We start from the raw sequence: 17,467 nt of genomic DNA, 5'->3' as shown, positions 1-17,467 counted from the left end.
AGTGCAGGCACGAATGTTGAAAGCACTAGAATTCGATAAAGTAAAAGCACAGCTGTTGGAGCATGTTTCTTCCTCATTAGGAAGAGAAAAAGTGGAAAGGCTTGTTCCTTCATCCGATTTTGCTCAAGTCGTTCAGTGGCAGGAAGAGACGGACGAAGCGGTTTTGGCATTGCGGCTGCGCGGACATGCTCCGCTTGGCGGAATTTTTGATATTCGTTCAAGCTTAAAGCGAGCGAAAATCGGCGGAACATTAAGCGCCCATGAACTGTTGGACATTGCTAGCACTATTTATGCGAGCAGACAAATGAAACAATTTATTGACGCGCTAAACGACGAAAAGGAAGGGATTTTGCATTTGCTGCAATATGCCCAGCAAATGGTGGCCCTCCCAGAGGTGGAGCAGGCGATTAAGCGCTGTATTGATGATCATGGAGAGGTACTAGATCATGCTAGCGACAGGCTGCGCTCGATTCGTCAACAGCTCCGCACGACAGAAGCAAGAGTAAGGGAAAGGCTCGAAAGCATGATTCGGTCATCTTCAGCGCAAAAAATGTTGTCAGATGCGATTATTACCATTCGCAACGACCGCTATGTGATTCCAGTTAAGCAAGAATATCGCCATGCATACGGCGGCATTGTCCATGACCAATCATCTTCGGGAGCGACCTTATTTATTGAACCGCAAGTGGTGGTTGATTTGAACAATCAGCTTCAGGAAGCGCGGGTGAAGGAGAAACAGGAAATTGAGCGAATTTTAATAGAGCTGACAACAAAAGTGGCAGAGCATGCCGATGTGCTTTTGGCCAATGTCGATTGCCTAGCGGAGCTTGATTTCATTTTTGCTAAAGCAAAGTATGCAAAAAAAATAAGCGCAGCAAAACCGAAAATGAACCATGAAGGGTATATTCGTTTATTAAAAGCGCGCCATCCGCTCATTGACCCGAATATCGTTGTCCCAAACGATATCGAGCTTGGCAAGGAGTATACAACAATTGTCATTACAGGACCAAATACAGGAGGAAAGACGGTCACATTAAAAACGATCGGTTTATTAACTTTGATGGCGCAGGCCGGTCTTTTTGTCCCTGCTCTTGATGGCTCCGAACTGGCTGTATTTCGCTCTGTTTACGCTGATATTGGTGATGAGCAATCCATTGAGCAGAGCTTAAGTACTTTTTCCTCGCATATGGTCAACATTGTAGAGATTTTGCGGGAGGTGGACCACGAGAGCCTTGTTTTATTTGATGAGCTTGGAGCGGGAACAGATCCTCAAGAAGGAGCGGCATTGGCGATTGCTATTTTGGATGAGGTGTATGAGCGTGGAGCACGAGTGGTAGCGACCACTCATTACCCGGAATTAAAAGCTTACGGCTATAATCGCAGCGGTGTCATGAATGCGAGCGTGGAATTCGACATTGATACGCTAAGTCCAACGTACAAGCTGTTAATCGGTGTGCCGGGACGAAGCAACGCATTTGAAATATCGAAGCGGCTTGGATTAGCGGAAGCGATTATTGATCGCGCTAAGTCACAGATCAGCGTGGAAAGCAATAAAATTGAGAATATGATTGCCTCGCTTGAGCAAAGCAAAAAGCAGGCAGAGGAAGAATTACAAAAAGCGGAAGCCGTGCGTAAGGAAGCTGAACAGCTTCGCAGCGAATGGGAGAAAAAATGGGAAGACTTAAACGAACAACGCGATGAATGGATGGATGAAGCGAAACGAAAAGCAGCAGAAATTATTAGAGCTTCACAGCGGGAAGCGGATGAAGTGATCCGGGAATTGCGGCATATGCAAAAGGAAAAGCTGGCACAAATTAAGGATCATGAATTAATTGCAGCAAAAAAACGATTAGAAGAGGCGATGCCGGCAATGGATGGACGCAAAAAGATAGCGATTAAACGGACAACTCGCCAATTCCAGCCAGGAGATGAGGTCAAAGCGATCCATTTAAATCAAAAAGGATATTTGCTCGAAAAAGTTTCTGACGATGAATGGCAAGTGCAGCTTGGTATTTTAAAAATGAAGCTGAAGGAAAAAGATCTCGAATATATCGGGAATGCCAAACAAGCTGAAACGAAGCCGATAGCAACAGTAAAAGGAAAGGAGTACCATGTTGGTTTAGAGCTTGATCTGCGCGGCGAACGATATGAGGATGCGATTGTTCGCGTTGAAAAATACATTGATGATGCTCTGCTGGCTGGATACCCACGTGTATCGATTATTCACGGAAAAGGAACAGGTGCGCTGCGCAAAGGAGTACAAGAGTTTTTGAAAAAGCATCGTTCTGTGAAAAGCATTCGCTTCGGAGAAGCCACGGAGGGCGGTACAGGCGTCACCATTGTCGAATTGAAATAGTGAGGGGAGAAGTCCATGAACTCCTTTTGGGAAAATGAAATCGTGAAGATTGCTGCAAATTTTAGTGTGGCTGTTTTATGTATGGTAGTTTTTTTAGCCATATTTGAATTAGTGACAAAATATAAAAATTGGGACGAAATAAAAAATGGGAATGTGGCCGTGGCTATGGCGACAGGCGGAAAAATTTTTGGCATCGCTAACATTTTCCGATATGCCATCAACCATCACGAATCCCTTTTATCGGTGATTGGCTGGGGTGTTTACGGATTTATTTTGCTGCTAGTGGCTTACTTTATTTATGAATTTTTAACGCCGAAATTTAACATTGATGAAGAAATTTCTAAAGATAATCGGGCAGTTGGACTGATTTCGATGATCATTTCCATTGGCTTATCATTTGTGATTGGGGAAAGCATTCGCTAGAACGGGGAGTTAATCAGATGGAAACATTGGCAAAGGTATTGTTTGTATTATGTGGCGTATTTCTTGTGATCGGTGTTATATATTGGCTCTTTTTTATATGAGAAGCGTCTACATCAAGTAGGCGCTTTATTTTTTCTAATGAACGACTTGTGATGTCAGATACGAAATTGGCTTGTCGCCTGCTTATACAGCGATAAAGGCTGACGCAGCACATGATCAGCTAGCACTGCGGGGGTCCTCCATTATGTTGAGATGAAGACGATTCTGTAACACAGGCTATTTTTTTAATGTAATTTTTTAAAAAATGTAATAAAATGAAAATAAATCGTCAGAATTATCAAAAATGGAGGAGATACGATGGAAAAACCTTGGCTTGCCCACTATCCCCCGCAAATCCCGCATCATCTGGATTATCCGCAGAAAACGTTGACTGATTATTTGCGAGAAACAGCAGCTCAGTTTGGACAAAAAGAGGCAATTGATTTTTTAGGAAAACGATTAACGTTTCACGATATTTATGAGCAGTCACTGAAGCTGGCGCGCTACCTCCTTGAGATTGGCTTGGCAAAAGGAGACAGGGTGGCGATCATGTTGCCTAATTGTCCGCAGGCCGTAATTAGTTATTATGGAGTTTTATTGGCTGGTGGAATTGTCGTTCAAACGAATCCTCTTTATATGGAAAGAGAACTGGAATATCAGCTTAAAGATAGTGAAGCAAGCATCATCATCACATTGGACATTTTATATCCGAAAGTAATGAAGGTGAAGGGAGCGACGCCATTAAAGCATGTGATTGTCACAAGGCTTCAGGAATATTTGCCGCTTGTCAAAAAAATCCTCTATCCATTCGTTCAAAAAAAGCAAAAGCAGCCCCTTGTCCGCATTGAAGAGCGAGACCACCAACATCTATGGGAAACGATCATGGCGACGTTCCAAAAGGAAGAAATTCATATGGAGATTGATCCGATGGAGGATGTAGCCTTGCTGCAATATACAGGCGGCACCACAGGGTTTCCTAAAGCAGCGATGCTGACCCATCACAACTTAATCGCTAACACAATTATGTGCGTTCACTGGATGTATCGCTGTCCGAAAGGAGAAGAAACCATTTTAGGAGTGTTGCCGTTTTTTCACGTGTATGGAATGACAACCATTATGAATTTATCGATTATGCAAGCTTATAAGATGATTTTGCTGCCGAAATTCGATATTAAGACGACATTAAAAACGATTGAAAAGAAAAGACCGACGTTGTTCCCAGGGGCCCCAACGATGTATATTGCCTTATTAAATGACCCCGATTTATCAAAATATGATTTATCATCCATTAAAGCGTGCATTAGCGGATCGGCTTCTCTTCCAGTGGAAGTGCAAGAAAAGTTTGAAGCGCTTACAGGTGGGAAAGTGATTGAAGGATATGGCTTAACGGAAGCTTCGCCAGTTACTCATGCCAACTTTTTATGGGATGGGGAGCGAGTGAAAGGAAGCATCGGTGTCCCGTGGCCTGATACAGAAGCAAAAATCATTTCTTTAGAAACGGGCGAGGAAGCGGATATGAACGAGATTGGCGAGCTTGTGGTCCGCGGGCCACAAGTGATGAAAGGCTATTGGAACCAGCCGTTTGAAACAGAGAGCGCACTGCGCGATGGGTGGCTTTATACAGGTGACATTGGCTACATGAATGAAAAAGGATATTTCTTCATTGTGGATCGCAAGAAAGATATGATTATTGCGAGTGGATATAATATTTATCCGCGAGAAGTAGAAGAAGTTTTGTATGAGCATCCGAAGGTTCGCGAAGCGGTTGTGGTCGGAGTTCCGCATGAATATCGCGGAGAAACCGTTAAAGCGTTTGTTGTTTTGAAAGAAGGGATGAATTGCACGGAGGAAGAATTGAATGAATTTATGAGAAGCAAGCTAGCATCCTATAAAGTACCGCGCATTTATGAATTTCGCAAAGAACTGCCAAAGACGGCGGTCGGAAAGATTTTACGCCGCGCATTAATTGAAGAAGAAACAAAAAAAGGAGAGGCAAAGCTTGGATAATTTTTTTTCTTGACAAATAGATGAGATAATTTTTAAAATTAAAACATGAATGATTATTCATTCATGTTTGAAGAAGGGGAATGACGATTGAAACGTAACAGTCCAAAATTTATGCAAATTATTGAAGCGGCAGTCATTGTAATTGCCGAAAACGGCTATCACCATGCACAAGTCTCGAAAATCGCTAAGCAAGCAGGTGTAGCCGATGGAACCATCTATCTCTACTTTAAAAATAAAGAAGATATTCTTGTGTCACTTTTTCAAGAAAAAATGGGTTCGTTTATTGAAAAAATTCAAAAAGAAATTGAAGGAATTTCGAGTGCTTCAGAGAAGTTATATATGTTAGTTAAAAAACATTTTGAGCTTCTGTCAGCTGATCATCACTTGGCGATTGTAACCCAGCTTGAATTGCGTCAATCAAGCAAAGAATTGCGCACTCGTATTAATGAAGTGCTGAAAGGTTATTTGCGGGTAGTGGAACAAATCATTAATGAAGGAATAGAGTCTGGCGAGTTTCGCAGTGACTTGGATGTCCGCTTAGCAAGGCAGATGATTTTTGGAACAATTGACGAAACGGTGACAACGTGGGTGATGAATGAACAGAAGTATGACTTGGCCGCTTTGGCCAAACCGGTTCATGAGCTGCTAATAAGAGGCTGTTCAGCCTCTTGATTTTTGTAAAGGGGAGAGGAAAATATGGAGTTTTTGAAGGTCAATACGGAGGAATTAGTTGCAACTATCACTTTTTCTCGTCCTCCTGCGAACGCATTGTCGTCCGCCGTTTTGAAAGAGCTTTCAAAACTGCTGGATCAGTTGAAGGACGATGAACGCGTTCGTGTGATTTTACTTCACGGAGAAGGTAGATTTTTTTCAGCTGGTGCTGATATTAAAGAATTTACAACCATTGGTGCAAGGGAGCAGGCAACGGAGTTGGCGCGTGCCGGACAGCAGGTAATGGAGAAGCTTGAACAGTTTCCAAAGCCAGTTATTGCCGCTATTCATGGTGCTGCTCTTGGTGGCGGATTGGAACTGGCGATGGGTTGCCATATTCGTATTGTGGCTGAAAATGCAAAGCTTGGATTGCCAGAGCTCCAGCTTGGTCTTATTCCGGGATTTGCAGGAACACAGCGCTTAACACGCTATGTAGGGATTGGAAAGGCGGCTGAAATGATGTGGACGGCTGAACCGATCACGGGAGTGGAAGCTGTTCAGTGGGGATTAGCGAATAAAGCTGTACCAGAAGAACAGCTGTTGCAGGAAGCGTCGGCATTAGCCAATAAAATCGCACAAAAGAGCCCTGTATCGATAAGCGCGACGCTTGAACTGCTTAATGCGGCAAAATCGCAGCCTTTTCATGAAGCAGTACAGCTTGAAGCGGAGTTGTTCGGCAAGGTATTTGTATCCGAAGATGGAAAAGAAGGTGTGCAAGCGTTCATTGAAAAGCGCCCGCCGCAATTCCAAGGAAAGTGAAAACGCTCTTTATTGCCTTTAATTTACAGAATATTTAAAAGTGAACAAATGTTTGATAAACACACAGGGAGGGCTTTCCATGAATATTTTTGTTTTAATGAAACGCACATTTGATACAGAAGAAAAAATTGTCATTCAAAATGGCCAAGTCAATGAAGATGGAGCAGAATTCATCATCAATCCATATGATGAGTATGCGATTGAGGAAGCGATCCAAGTGCGCGATAAGTTCGGAGGAGAGATTACTGTCGTGGCGGTCGGCAATGAAGAAGCTGAAAAAGAATTGCGAACCGCTCTTGCTATGGGATGCGATAAAGCGGTCTTGATCAATACAGAAGACGATGTTGAAGAAAGCGATCAATATACAACCGCGAAAATTATTGCGGAATTTTTAAAAGATAAGCAGCCGGATTTGATTCTCGCGGGCAATGTTGCCATTGACGGAGGATCAGGGCAAGTAGGTCCACGCGTAGCAGAAATGCTTGGCATTCCTTATGTAACCACCATTACAAAGCTTGAGATCGACGGTGGAAAAGCGACGGTTGTCCGCGATGTAGAAGGCGATGAGGAAGTCATCGAAGCCTCGCTTCCGTTATTAGTGACAGCACAACAAGGGCTTAACGAGCCTCGCTATCCTTCGTTGCCGGGAATCATGAAAGCGAAAAAGAAACCGCTTGATGAATTAGAATTAGATGATCTTGATCTCGAAGAAGAGGATGTAGAGCCAAAAACAAAAACAGTGGAAATTTTCTTGCCGCCGAAAAAAGAAGCGGGGAAAATTCTTCAAGGAGAATTAGAGGAGCAAGTGAAGGAGCTTGTAACGCTTTTGCGCACAGAAGCGAAAGTAATTTAACCGCTTTCCAAAAGAAGTCTCCATCTTCAAGGAACGTGAAGGGCGACAGGCCAGCGAGTAGGTGGGGAGATGAATTTCGATTGGCAATCGCCAACGGATAGGATGCTCTATCGTTCGAACGGACTCCTTCGGAACGAAGGGAAGCGAAAGGGTTCTTGTGTGTGGCTTACCGTTCAGCGAACACGCACAAGTCGCTTGAAGCCCCCTCCTCTAAGCGAAGCGTAGGTGGTGGGGAGATCACTTTGAACAAAACCGAATGGCATAGCAAAACAGCCTATTTTTCACATACGGGGGGATCCAATATGACTCGAAAAGTATTAGCATTAGCGGAAATTCGTGACGGATCATTAAGAAATGTATCATTTGAGGCCATTGCGGCAGCTAAAACGATTGCCCAAGGCGGAGAGGTTGTCGCTGTATTAGCAGGAGAAAGCGTCCAAGCTTATGCCAATGAACTGATTGCTTACGGCGCCGATCGTGTGGTTGTCGTGGAAAGCGATCAATTAAAAACGTACACACCAGATGGATATGGTCAAGCACTAATGGCAGCGATTGATGCCGAAAAGCCAGAGGGAATTGTATTTGGGCACACTGCTCTTGGAAAGGACTTATCGCCAAAATTAGCAACTAAGCTGAATGCTGGATTAATTTCAGATGTTGTTGCTATTGAAGAAAAAGATGGAGAACTCCTATTTACGCGTCCTATCTACTCTGGAAAAGCCTTTGAAAAGAAGACAGTGACAGATGGCCACATCTTTGTGACGATTCGTCCAAACAATATTTCAGCCCTTTCTCGCGACGATGCTCGCTCTGGCAATGTAGAGAGCCTGTCTGTTGACATTAAAGACTTGCGAACAATTGTGAAAGAGGTTGTGCGCAAAACAGCGAAAGGCGTTGACTTATCAGAAGCGAAGGTCATTGTGGCTGGCGGACGCGGAGTGAAAAGTGCGGAAGGATTTAAGCCGCTTCAAGAATTAGCTGATGTTCTTGGAGGAGCTGTGGGAGCCTCGCGGGGAGCATGCGATGCCGGATATTGCGATTATTCCTTACAAATCGGGCAGACCGGTAAAGTAGTCACTCCAGATTTATATATTGCTTGCGGAATTTCAGGGGCGATTCAGCACTTAGCTGGCATGTCCAATTCAAAAGTGATTGTTGCGATTAACAAAGATCCAGAAGCCAATATCTTTAAGGTAGCCGATTATGGAATCGTAGGGGATTTATTTGAAGTGGTGCCGTTGCTGACAGAGGAATTCAAAAAGCTAAAAGTTCACTCCTAAGTTTTAAGAAAACGGGCAAAGTTCTATCGGCTTTGCTCGTTTTTTTGTTATAATTATTGGCTGAAAGCAAATATTAGAACTGAAGCAAAAAGTTAGCACCTTCTGTTATAAAGTGATATACTTCTTACAGATGTGTAGCTGAAAAGCGATTGGATGAGAAAAAACGCCGAGTTTCGTCGCGCAACATTCACATTTATTATGAAAGTAGGAGGAATGAAATAATGGCGATTGTCAATGCGACTGATCAAACATTTACAACTGAAACAAGCACAGGGGTTACATTAGTGGACTTCTGGGCTCCATGGTGCGGACCTTGCCGCATGATTGCGCCAGTATTAGAAGAATTAGCTGAAGACTTGGGCGATAAAGTAAAAATTGTTAAAGTAAATGTTGATGAAAATCAAGAAACTGCATCTAAATATGGTGTAATGAGCATCCCGACTTTGTTGGTATTCAAGGATGGCGATGTTGTCGATAAAACAGTTGGTTTCCAACCGAAGGAAGCGCTTGCCCAACTATTAGAAAAGCATCTGTAATAGCAAACATGCTTTAAAAAGAGACTCGCTTGGCTGAGTCTCTTTTTTGACTATATAGATGCCATGGACAGGTTAATGTTCGGGTCATGCGTGGCGAAAAGGACTATTTGCTGTAAGTTTGAGCTTCCGGCTGTGAAGTTTGAGCTTCCGGCTGTGAAGGTTGACACATACCGTTCCATTCATCATATGTATACAGCACAGGGACCATAAGTGAATCAATGAAATTTCACATCACAAGTATCTACATAAAAATGTAAAAAAAGGATTGACGAGAGAATATGTTATCGCTTATAATCTTAACCAACAAATCCGATGTATTAACTAGGAATAGAGAGTGGCTGATCGGATAGACCGAAGGCTTTTGATGTAGATCATCAAAAGCTTTTTTAGTAAAAAAAATCATAGTTAATTCATCGGGATAATATGAATTAAAAGGAGGTGCGATGTATATTCAAGACTGCATGCCTGACTTTTTATTATATCATTACATAAAAGAAGGAAGTGAGGCTGGTGAGCATTCAAGTCTGGATAACAGATAAATCCTTTCAAAATGGAGTAGCCACAGTACCTGTGCTGCAAAATATTCAGTTAGATATTGAAGAAGGAGAATTTGTTACGATCATTGGTCCAAGCGGTTGCGGGAAAAGCACGCTCTTAAAGATCATAGCGGGTCTTGATGAAGATTACAAAGGAACAGTTAAGTTCAATGATCAAGAGACGGAGAGAGGATTTATCTTTCAAGAACATCGCCTATTCCCTTGGTTTACAGTAGAGGAAAATATAGCACTGAATTTACCATTAAAAGATCGTCAGATTCGCCAAAAGATAGATGAATTAGTGGACATTGTAAGATTAAAAGGATTCGAAAAAGCTTATCCAAAGGAATTGTCTGGGGGAATGGCACAAAGAGTTGCCATTGCCAGAGCGCTGTTGCGCGAGCCTAAAGTTTTATTGCTGGATGAACCTTTTAGCGCTCTTGATGCGTTTACGCGGAAGCATTTGCAGGATGTCCTCTTTGAAATATGGAAAAGCAAGCAAATTACGATGATTTTAGTCACTCATGACTTAGATGAAGCCGTTTACCTTGGGACGAAATTAGTTATTATGAATGCAAAGCCAGGGAGGATCAGTAAAACGATTCCTGTCCATTTGCCATTTCCGCGCCAGCGAGCGCATGCTTCTTTTCAGGAGATGAGACAAAAGGTTTTAGAAGAATTCGAAAAAAACGAAGCCTCTCTTTTTATAAAAAGCTAGAGATGTTAACGGGAGAAGGAGCTGATGCGATATGAAAAAAATCCATCTTTTTCTAGTACTATTAGCATTCATGATTGCAAGTACAGGATGCTCAAAGCAAGAGGTTAAGAGCGCTGGGGAATCTAAAACGAAAACGATTCGCATCGGCATTCAGCAAAGTTTAGGACCGCTATTGCTAGCAAAGGAAAAGGGATGGTTTGAAAAAGAATTTGCCAAAGACGGTGTGAAGGTGCAATGGATTGAATTCCAAAGCGGCCCCCCTCATTTTGAAGCGATGGCATCCAATAATCTCGACTTTGGAGCTGTTGGAAATTCTCCAGTTATTTCTGCTCAAGCAGCTGGAATTGATTTTAAGGAAATTAGTAAAGGATCAAATGGAGAAAAGGGAGATGCGATCCTTGTTCCCAAGGACAGCAGCATTCATGATTTAAAAGATTTAAAAGGGAAAAAAATCGCAGTGGCTAAAGGAAGTAGCGGTTTCAATTTTTTATATAAAGCGCTTGAATATGCAGGCTTAAAGGCATCTGACATTGAAATGATTCAGCTGCAGCCAGATGAAGCACAGGCCGCTTTTGAAACAAAAAAGGTAGATGCTTGGGCTATTTGGGAACCATTTATTTCATATGAAGTGATTAAAAAACAAGCAAGAGTGATTGCAGATGGCGAAGATTTGCATGCATACTCTCCGGGTTTTGTTATAGCGCGTACGAAGTTTATTGAAAAAAATCCGGATTTAACAGTCAAATTTTTAAAAGTATATGAGCAAGTCCGCCGCTGGCAAAACGAACATTTTGAGGAAGCTGTTGATCTTTATGCCAAAGCTAAGAAATTGGATAAACAAGTCGTAATACGAGCATTGCAGAACAATCCGCCACTCAACGAACCGATTACGGAGGATATTATTCAGGCACAGCAACAAACTGCAGATTTTCAATATGAACAAAAGGTTATCAAAACAAAAATTGATGTAAGCAAGGTTGTTGATAATCGCTATATTAACAAGGCATTACAAGAATTAAAGAAAGAAGGTGAGAAACAGAATGAATAAAACGACGATTGTGGCCAATCCTCCGTTGAAGAGGAGAGCTTGGAGCAAAATCCCGTTTCAAAAGGTAGAAGCGCGAAAATGGATATCACCGCTCCTCATCCCGCTAGCCATTCTCATTATTTGGCAGCTGTTCGGACAATTTGGAGAGGTTTCTAAAACGGTCTTGCCAACCCCGTTCGATATCGCAACAGCAACCTACAAGCTCATCCTCTCTGGGGAGCTAGTCATGCACTTGAAAATTAGCACCATTCGCGCACTATCCGGGTTTTTAATTGGAGCAGCCGCAGGCCTAATCGCGGGAATTGCTGTTGGCTTTTCAACAAGAACAGAAGAGGTGCTTGATCCAACGCTGCAAATGCTGCGTACGATTCCGCATTTGGCGGTAGCTCCCTTGTTTATTTTATGGTTGGGGTTTGGTGAAGCCTCCAAGGTCCTGCTTATTGCTAAAGGAGCATTTTTCCCTATTTATGTAAATACTTTTCTCGGCATAAGGGGAGTCGATGCCAAATTGTTTGATGTGGCGCGTATTTTTCACTTTAATACGTGGCAAAAAATTAAGCTGCTTATTTTTCCTTCTGCTCTTCCTAATGTTTTGCTAGGCATTCGCTTATCTTTAGGGGCAGCATGGCTTAGCCTTGTGGTTGCAGAGCTGATGGGGTCAACGGAAGGAATTGGCTATATGATGATGGATGCAAGACAATTTAGCAATACAGATATTGTATTTGTAGGGATTATCTTATTCGCACTCGCTGGAAAAGTAACCGATTCGTTTGTACGACTGTTGGAAAAATGGCTGCTTCGTTGGCAGGATACGTATAAAGGAACGATGTAAAACGAACAAGGAGGAAGATCAAATGGCAAACATTATTTTAATTTCAGGAAGTCCATCCAAGCAATCAAAAACGGCCAAAGTGGCGAATTATTTGCAAAAACAACTCCAAGAACGCAATCACGATGCTCAATGCATTCACGTTCGCGATTTGCCGGCAGAGGATTTATTACACGCTAAATTTACTAGTGAAGCGATAAGACATACACATGAACTAATTGAAAGAGCTGACGCCATCATTGTCTTAAGCCCTGTCTACAAAGGGAGCTATACAGGAATTTTAAAAGCGTTTCTCGACTTATTACCAGAGAAGGCTTTTGCAAACAAAATCATTGCCCCGGTGGTTACGGGAGGAACAATCGCTCATTTGTTATCGATTGAATATTCCTTAAAGCCGATTTTCTCTATTTTAGGGGCGCGGGAGATTTTGCATGGAGTCTTTATATTAGATCAGGCGATTGAGAAGGATGAAAGAGGAGAAATCACCTTTCAAGGAGACGCAAAGCAGCGGCTAGAGGATCTGATTCACTCAATCTCCATAGAAAAAGCATCGGTTTAACTTTTAAATGGGAAAAGGGGGAAAAAGAATGGAACTATTATGGTTTATTCCTTCTCATGGGGATGGTCGCTATCTTGGAACGACTAAAGGTGGGCGTGAAGCAGAATATACGTACTTTCGGCAAATTGCTCAAGCAGCGGATCGCCTTGGTTATAAGGGGGTATTGATTCCGACGGGAAAGTCATGCGAAGATCCATGGCTGCTTGCAGCAGCATTGGCAGCGGAAACTCGGCAGCTTCGATTTCTTGTAGCCGTTCGGCCAGGCTTGATGACACCTACTCTTGCTGCAAGAATGGCCTCCACGCTTGATCGTTTGTCTGAAGGGCGCTTGCTAATTAATGTGGTAGCTGGAGGAGATCCGGTAGAGCTTGCAGGGGATGGAGTATTTTTAAGCCATGATGAGCGATATGAGGCGACAGATGAATTTTTAACGATTTGGCGCCAGCTGTTAAGCGGAGAAGAGGTAACATTTTCAGGGAATCATTTGAAGGTAGAGGGGGCAAAACTGCTATTTCCGCCTGTAAATAAACCTCATCCGCCGATTTATTTCGGAGGTTCATCATCAGCCGGCCAGCATGTAGCTGCCAAGCATAGTAATGTCTATTTGACATGGGGGGAGCCGCCGAAACAAGTGGAACAGAAAATTGCGAGTGTGAAAAAATTAGCGGAACAGCACGGAAGAAATATCGAATTTGGCATTCGCCTTCATGTCATTGTGCGTGAAACGGAAAAAGAGGCGTGGGAAGCAGCGGATCGCTTGATTCAATATGTAGATGAAAAAACCATTCAAGAAGCACAGCGGGTATTTTCTCGCTATGATTCGATCGGTCAGCAAAGAATGAAGCAGCTGCATAACGGCCGGAGAGAGTCGTTGGAAATTAGCCCGAATTTATGGGCCGGAATTGGTCTTGTAAGAGGCGGGGCGGGAACAGCTTTAGTAGGGGATCCGCAAACGGTAGCCAATCGTTTATTAGAATACCATCAATTAGGGATTAAACATTTCATTCTATCAGGTTATCCTCATCTTGAGGAGGCCTATCGCGTAGCGGAATTACTATTTCCTCTTTTACCACTCCATCACAGTAAACAAAAACAAGCAGTCGTTCAAGGAGAAGTGATTGGAAACGAATTTTTCCCATCCTTTATTAAAGTTTAAATAGGAAAAGGAGCCTGCTTTTTATCAACAGGCTCTTTTCTGTTTGGATAAAATCAATCTAAGAGATGTGATGGTGATTATTGACATTGATTATTATTCTCTCTATAATCGATTTGCAATGAAGCTTCATTTTTGAATCACAATCTGTTTGGAGATAAGGACGCTTTTGCTGTTAGAAACGGAATATCGTGTCTTTGCTTTCTTGTTGTGGTACGATGAATGGGGAAAAGTGTAGTGGGGTGAAGTCATTGAATGTTTTAGTAACAGGAGGAGCTGGCTTTATTGGCAGTCACCTCGTAAAAAAACTCCTTTCTCTCGGACATCGTGTTGCGGTGATTGATAATTTCCATCCTTATTATTCTCCAGAACGAAAGCGGAGGCAATTTCAGGTTTTGACAAGCGGATACGATGTGCATCTATATGACGTAGATTTGCTTGACGAGAAACGGACTGAATCCATTTTTAAGCAATATCAACCCGATTGTGTTTATCATTTAGCGGCTTTGCCTGGCGTTCCAAAGTCTTTGCTACAGCCGCTTGATTATGTTGATTATGATATTAAAGGGACGATTAATGTTTTGACTGCTTCAGGACGCTCAGGGGCCAAGCATGTTTTGTTCGCTTCTTCTTCCTCAGTATACGGTAATCAAGAGAGAGTACCACTCAAGGAAGAGATGGCGACAGGAAACGTTATTTCTCCCTATGCTGCTGCAAAATATGGCGCAGAATCATTTTGTCATGCTTATGCTCATTTATTTGGCTATCGGCTTACCATTTTTCGTTATTTTACAGTCTATGGTCCTTGGGGACGACCGGATATGGCGATCAGCCGATTTATTCATCTGCTTTCTCGCGGGGAAGAAATTGTGGTGTATGGAACGAGGACGGCGCGCGATTATACTTTTATTGATGACATTGTCGACGGGATGGTTTTAGCTTTGCGGCGCAGCGGACCAAACGATGTGTTTAATTTAGGTTCGGGACGGCCGGTTACAATGGAGCAATTGTTAAAGAAGCTGCGGATTTATTTTCCAAAAATGAGAGTAAACTATGCATCAGAACGAATGGGGGATGTGAAAGAAACATGGGCCGATATTACAAAAGCGCAGCAGGCTTTCGATTATCGACCAACGGTTCCATTTGAAAAAGGATTGGAAAAAACGATTGAGTGGGCGAGAGAATATGAGGCGTAAATACAAGATATATGGGTCATACGAACGATAGGATTTATACTTATGTTTGTGATTATAAGAATGGCGCTATGATATGTTTACTATTTCCGAAGGCGATGAACCAGATGCATTTGTTGATGGAAGGGGAGGGGACTCAAATGAAAAAAGCCTCGAAGTTTGAAAAAATTGCAGCCCGTTGTTGGAATTTATTAAATGAAGGAAAGCCATTTACCCCTATTTTTGTCATTGGTACAATGCTGCTTTATCATAGTATTGATATCGGACAAGGGGAGCATATAAAGCCGCTTTTGCTTGGTTTGCTGCTTGTGCTTCCGCTTTTTGTGATGTATTACCGATATGATTATCCGTTATTTTTGCGGAATTATTTATGGATTCCATACATCGTGTTTTTGCTTGTGTGGCCATTTACCGATGTGAAGCTATTATTGTTAGCTGTCGGGCTCTACTTCTTTTTTACCGTCTTTTTTTGGGGAACGCTCTATTATCATTTGCGAATTGGTACAACCTGGTGGAATTTTACTCGATTTTGGAAGCTTGTATTAAAAAATAGTGATTCGACGAGCGGTAATGCCCAAGAACAGCTTCCGAAATTTTTATTGCTATTGTCCCTTTGGCAATACAGCTATGAGCAGATCAGCATGGATTGGAAAATGATTTCATATGAAGTTCTCGGGCTTTATTACGCTTTTGTTTTTTTATTTTCTTTTATTCTCCATAAATATTTATTTGATTGGAAGCCGAAAGTAATTCCTACCTACACGAATAATGTAGAAGAACCGAAGCGTGCACTCAATGAAAAAGTAATTGTGATCGTCATTGACGGAATGCGGAAAGACCGCTTTGAGCAAGCTGAAGCGCCATTTTTAAAAGCATTGCGCAAGAACGGAACGGAGTTTAAGCAAATGGAGACTGTTTATCCAGCTCGTACGGTCGTTTGTTTTACTTCCATGTTTACGGGCACATATCCATTTGAGCATGGCATTCAATCAAATATGGTATGGAAGCTGGGCATAAAAGTAGAAAGCATTTTTGATTCGCTTAGAAAAGTTGGCAAAAAAGGCAGATTGTTAGGAATTGCCCATCTTGTTGATTCGTTTGGCGCCGATGTTGAAACGGTAACCGCGGTGATGAAGAATGATGTTGCGGATCGAAACATTATAGAACGCGCCAAGTTCATCATGAAGGAGCAAGACCCTGATTTATTAATTATTCAGTTGATTGCAACAGATCAAACAGGGCACAGCCGCGGTGTATTTTACGATGAATATGCTCAAAAAATCGCCGAGGCCGATGCTCTGATTCAAGAATATGTCGAATGGCTCGAAAAAGAGGGAAAATTACAAAACGCCACATTCATTATTTGCTCTGACCACGGTCAATCAGACGGAATTGGGGGACATGGTCATCTTGATGAAGGTGAACGATATGTTCCTTTTTTTATGTATGGACCAACTATAGAAAGCGGAAAACAAGTAGAAGAAAAGCATAGTCTTGTGTCGCTTGCCCCAACGATCGCTTATTTATTGGGAGCACCCTATCCGAGCCATAGCCGTGGACCTGTTCTGATTGAAGCGATACGAAAGAAGGGAAATCATGAAAAAGCAGAAAGTAATCGTATTTCTACCGGCGCATAATGAGGAAGCTGCTATTGCTGAGGTGATACAAAAAGTACCACGTCATTTCCATCCGCTTGTAGAAGTGAGCATATTAGTGATTGATGATGGGTCAACCGATCAAACAGTAGCGGTGGCTAAAGAAGCAGGAGCGGACTATATATACAAAATGGGGCGCAATTGCGGGCTTGGCGCGGCCGTCAGAAAAGGATTGCAAGAATGCCTGCGCCTTGGTGCTGATATTAGCGTAATGATTGATGCGGATAACGAGTATCCAGCGGAGCAAATTCCGGAATTACTGGCTCCTATTTTTAAAGGGGAGGCAGATTATACGATGGGATCGCGTTTTCTTGGTGAAATTCGCGGAATGAAATGGCATCGCCGCATCGGCAATTATTTTTTCACATGTCTGCAATCTTTGCTCCTACGAACATGGATTTATGACGGCCAGTCGGGTATGCGCGCTTTTTCACGTCAAGCAATGGAGCATGCGCATATTATTCATGACTATAATTATGCCCAAGTATTGACCCTTCATTTAGTTCGCAAAGGGTTTCGGATGAAAGAAGTGCCCATCCGTTATAAAGCAAGGACAACGGGCCGTTCGTTTATTAAGTTTTGGGCCTATATGTCAGCGGTTTTTCCGGCAATATGGAAAGAAATGAAGCGCCCTGTAAAAAAAGTCGACATCGACTTTACAGCCCATCGATTGCCCGATATGGTTAAAAAGCAATGCTCCTAGCGGGACAGAGCGCGGAATGGATAAACGCGCTTTTCTAAGAAAGGGAGGCTTCGCTCTTTTCAGTAATAAGATAGATTTCTCTCAATCGCAGCTCCGTATGACAAACGCG

16 protein-coding genes are annotated in these 17,467 nt (G+C 42.6%); all 16 read left to right on the top strand.

Features of this window, described 5'->3' with window-relative positions; genetic code table 11:
* Window position 1: 1 nt before the first annotated feature.
* Complete coding sequence (locus AT864_RS03135; RefSeq protein WP_156450484.1) at window positions 2-2,356, top strand: endonuclease MutS2; 2,355 nt, start codon at window positions 2-4, stop codon at window positions 2,354-2,356.
* 15 nt (window positions 2,357-2,371) lie between these two features.
* Window positions 2,372-2,779 (top strand): DUF350 domain-containing protein, encoded by a 408-nt coding sequence (locus tag AT864_RS03130; RefSeq protein ID WP_044742983.1) that lies wholly within the window; start codon window positions 2,372-2,374, stop codon window positions 2,777-2,779.
* A gap of 357 nt (window positions 2,780-3,136) precedes the next feature.
* Window positions 3,137-4,825, top strand: a complete 1,689-nt coding sequence (locus AT864_RS03125) for an AMP-binding protein (protein ID WP_066146352.1) — start codon at window positions 3,137-3,139, stop codon at window positions 4,823-4,825.
* Window positions 4,826-4,912: 87 nt separating this feature from the next.
* The gene (locus AT864_RS03120) at window positions 4,913-5,497 is read left to right on the top strand and encodes a TetR/AcrR family transcriptional regulator (protein WP_066146349.1); all 585 of its coding nucleotides are present in this window, start codon (window positions 4,913-4,915) and stop codon (window positions 5,495-5,497) included.
* Window positions 5,498-5,521: 24 nt separating this feature from the next.
* Entirely contained in the window at window positions 5,522-6,295 is a 774-nt protein-coding gene (locus AT864_RS03115) for an enoyl-CoA hydratase (protein ID WP_066146346.1), read from the top strand.
* 79 nt (window positions 6,296-6,374) lie between these two features.
* Window positions 6,375-7,148 carry an electron transfer flavoprotein subunit beta/FixA family protein gene (locus tag AT864_RS03110; protein WP_066146343.1) on the top strand — a complete coding sequence of 258 codons (774 nt, stop codon included), beginning with the start codon at window positions 6,375-6,377 and terminating at the stop codon, window positions 7,146-7,148.
* Between the two features lie 302 nt (window positions 7,149-7,450).
* Entirely contained in the window at window positions 7,451-8,428 is a 978-nt protein-coding gene (locus tag AT864_RS03105; RefSeq protein WP_066146340.1) for an electron transfer flavoprotein subunit alpha/FixB family protein, read from the top strand.
* A 221-nt stretch (window positions 8,429-8,649) separates the two neighbouring features.
* Complete coding sequence (trxA, locus tag AT864_RS03100) at window positions 8,650-8,964, top strand: thioredoxin (RefSeq protein WP_044742977.1); 315 nt, start codon at window positions 8,650-8,652, stop codon at window positions 8,962-8,964.
* Window positions 8,965-9,474: 510 nt separating this feature from the next.
* Window positions 9,475-10,218, top strand: coding sequence for an ABC transporter ATP-binding protein (locus AT864_RS03095; RefSeq protein ID WP_066146337.1), 744 nt, complete (start codon window positions 9,475-9,477; stop codon window positions 10,216-10,218).
* Window positions 10,219-10,288: 70 nt separating this feature from the next.
* Window positions 10,289-11,266 carry an aliphatic sulfonate ABC transporter substrate-binding protein gene (locus AT864_RS03090; RefSeq protein ID WP_369815482.1) on the top strand — a complete coding sequence of 326 codons (978 nt, stop codon included), beginning with the start codon at window positions 10,289-10,291 and terminating at the stop codon, window positions 11,264-11,266.
* A complete protein-coding gene (locus tag AT864_RS03085) occupies window positions 11,259-12,098 on the top strand; it encodes an ABC transporter permease (protein WP_066146330.1) in 840 nt (279 codons plus the stop codon). Before AT864_RS03090 ends, AT864_RS03085 begins: the two co-directional genes overlap by 8 nt.
* A 22-nt stretch (window positions 12,099-12,120) precedes the next feature.
* Window positions 12,121-12,654, top strand: a complete 534-nt coding sequence (ssuE, locus tag AT864_RS03080; RefSeq protein WP_066146328.1) for an NADPH-dependent FMN reductase — start codon at window positions 12,121-12,123, stop codon at window positions 12,652-12,654.
* Window positions 12,655-12,682: 28 nt separating this feature from the next.
* A complete protein-coding gene (gene ssuD, locus AT864_RS03075; protein WP_066146323.1) occupies window positions 12,683-13,810 on the top strand; it encodes an FMNH2-dependent alkanesulfonate monooxygenase in 1,128 nt (375 codons plus the stop codon).
* 248 nt (window positions 13,811-14,058) lie between these two features.
* Window positions 14,059-15,003: an NAD-dependent epimerase/dehydratase family protein gene (locus AT864_RS03070; RefSeq protein WP_066146321.1), complete on the top strand. Its 945-nt coding sequence runs from the start codon at window positions 14,059-14,061 to the stop codon at window positions 15,001-15,003.
* A 137-nt stretch (window positions 15,004-15,140) separates the two neighbouring features.
* The gene (locus AT864_RS03065) at window positions 15,141-16,637 is read left to right on the top strand and encodes an alkaline phosphatase family protein (RefSeq protein WP_066146318.1); all 1,497 of its coding nucleotides are present in this window, start codon (window positions 15,141-15,143) and stop codon (window positions 16,635-16,637) included.
* Window positions 16,597-17,358 carry a glycosyltransferase family 2 protein gene (locus AT864_RS03060; RefSeq protein WP_066146315.1) on the top strand — a complete coding sequence of 254 codons (762 nt, stop codon included), beginning with the start codon at window positions 16,597-16,599 and terminating at the stop codon, window positions 17,356-17,358. Before AT864_RS03065 ends, AT864_RS03060 begins: the two co-directional genes overlap by 41 nt.
* The last annotated feature ends 109 nt before the right edge of the window (window positions 17,359-17,467 follow it).

This window comes from Anoxybacillus sp. P3H1B, from assembly GCF_001560855.1.
GTDB classification, from domain to species: domain Bacteria; phylum Bacillota; class Bacilli; order Bacillales; family Anoxybacillaceae; genus Anoxybacteroides; species Anoxybacteroides rupiense.
The sequence above is the reverse complement of the archived record's forward strand: the minus strand, read 5'-3'. Positions and strand labels throughout refer to the sequence as shown.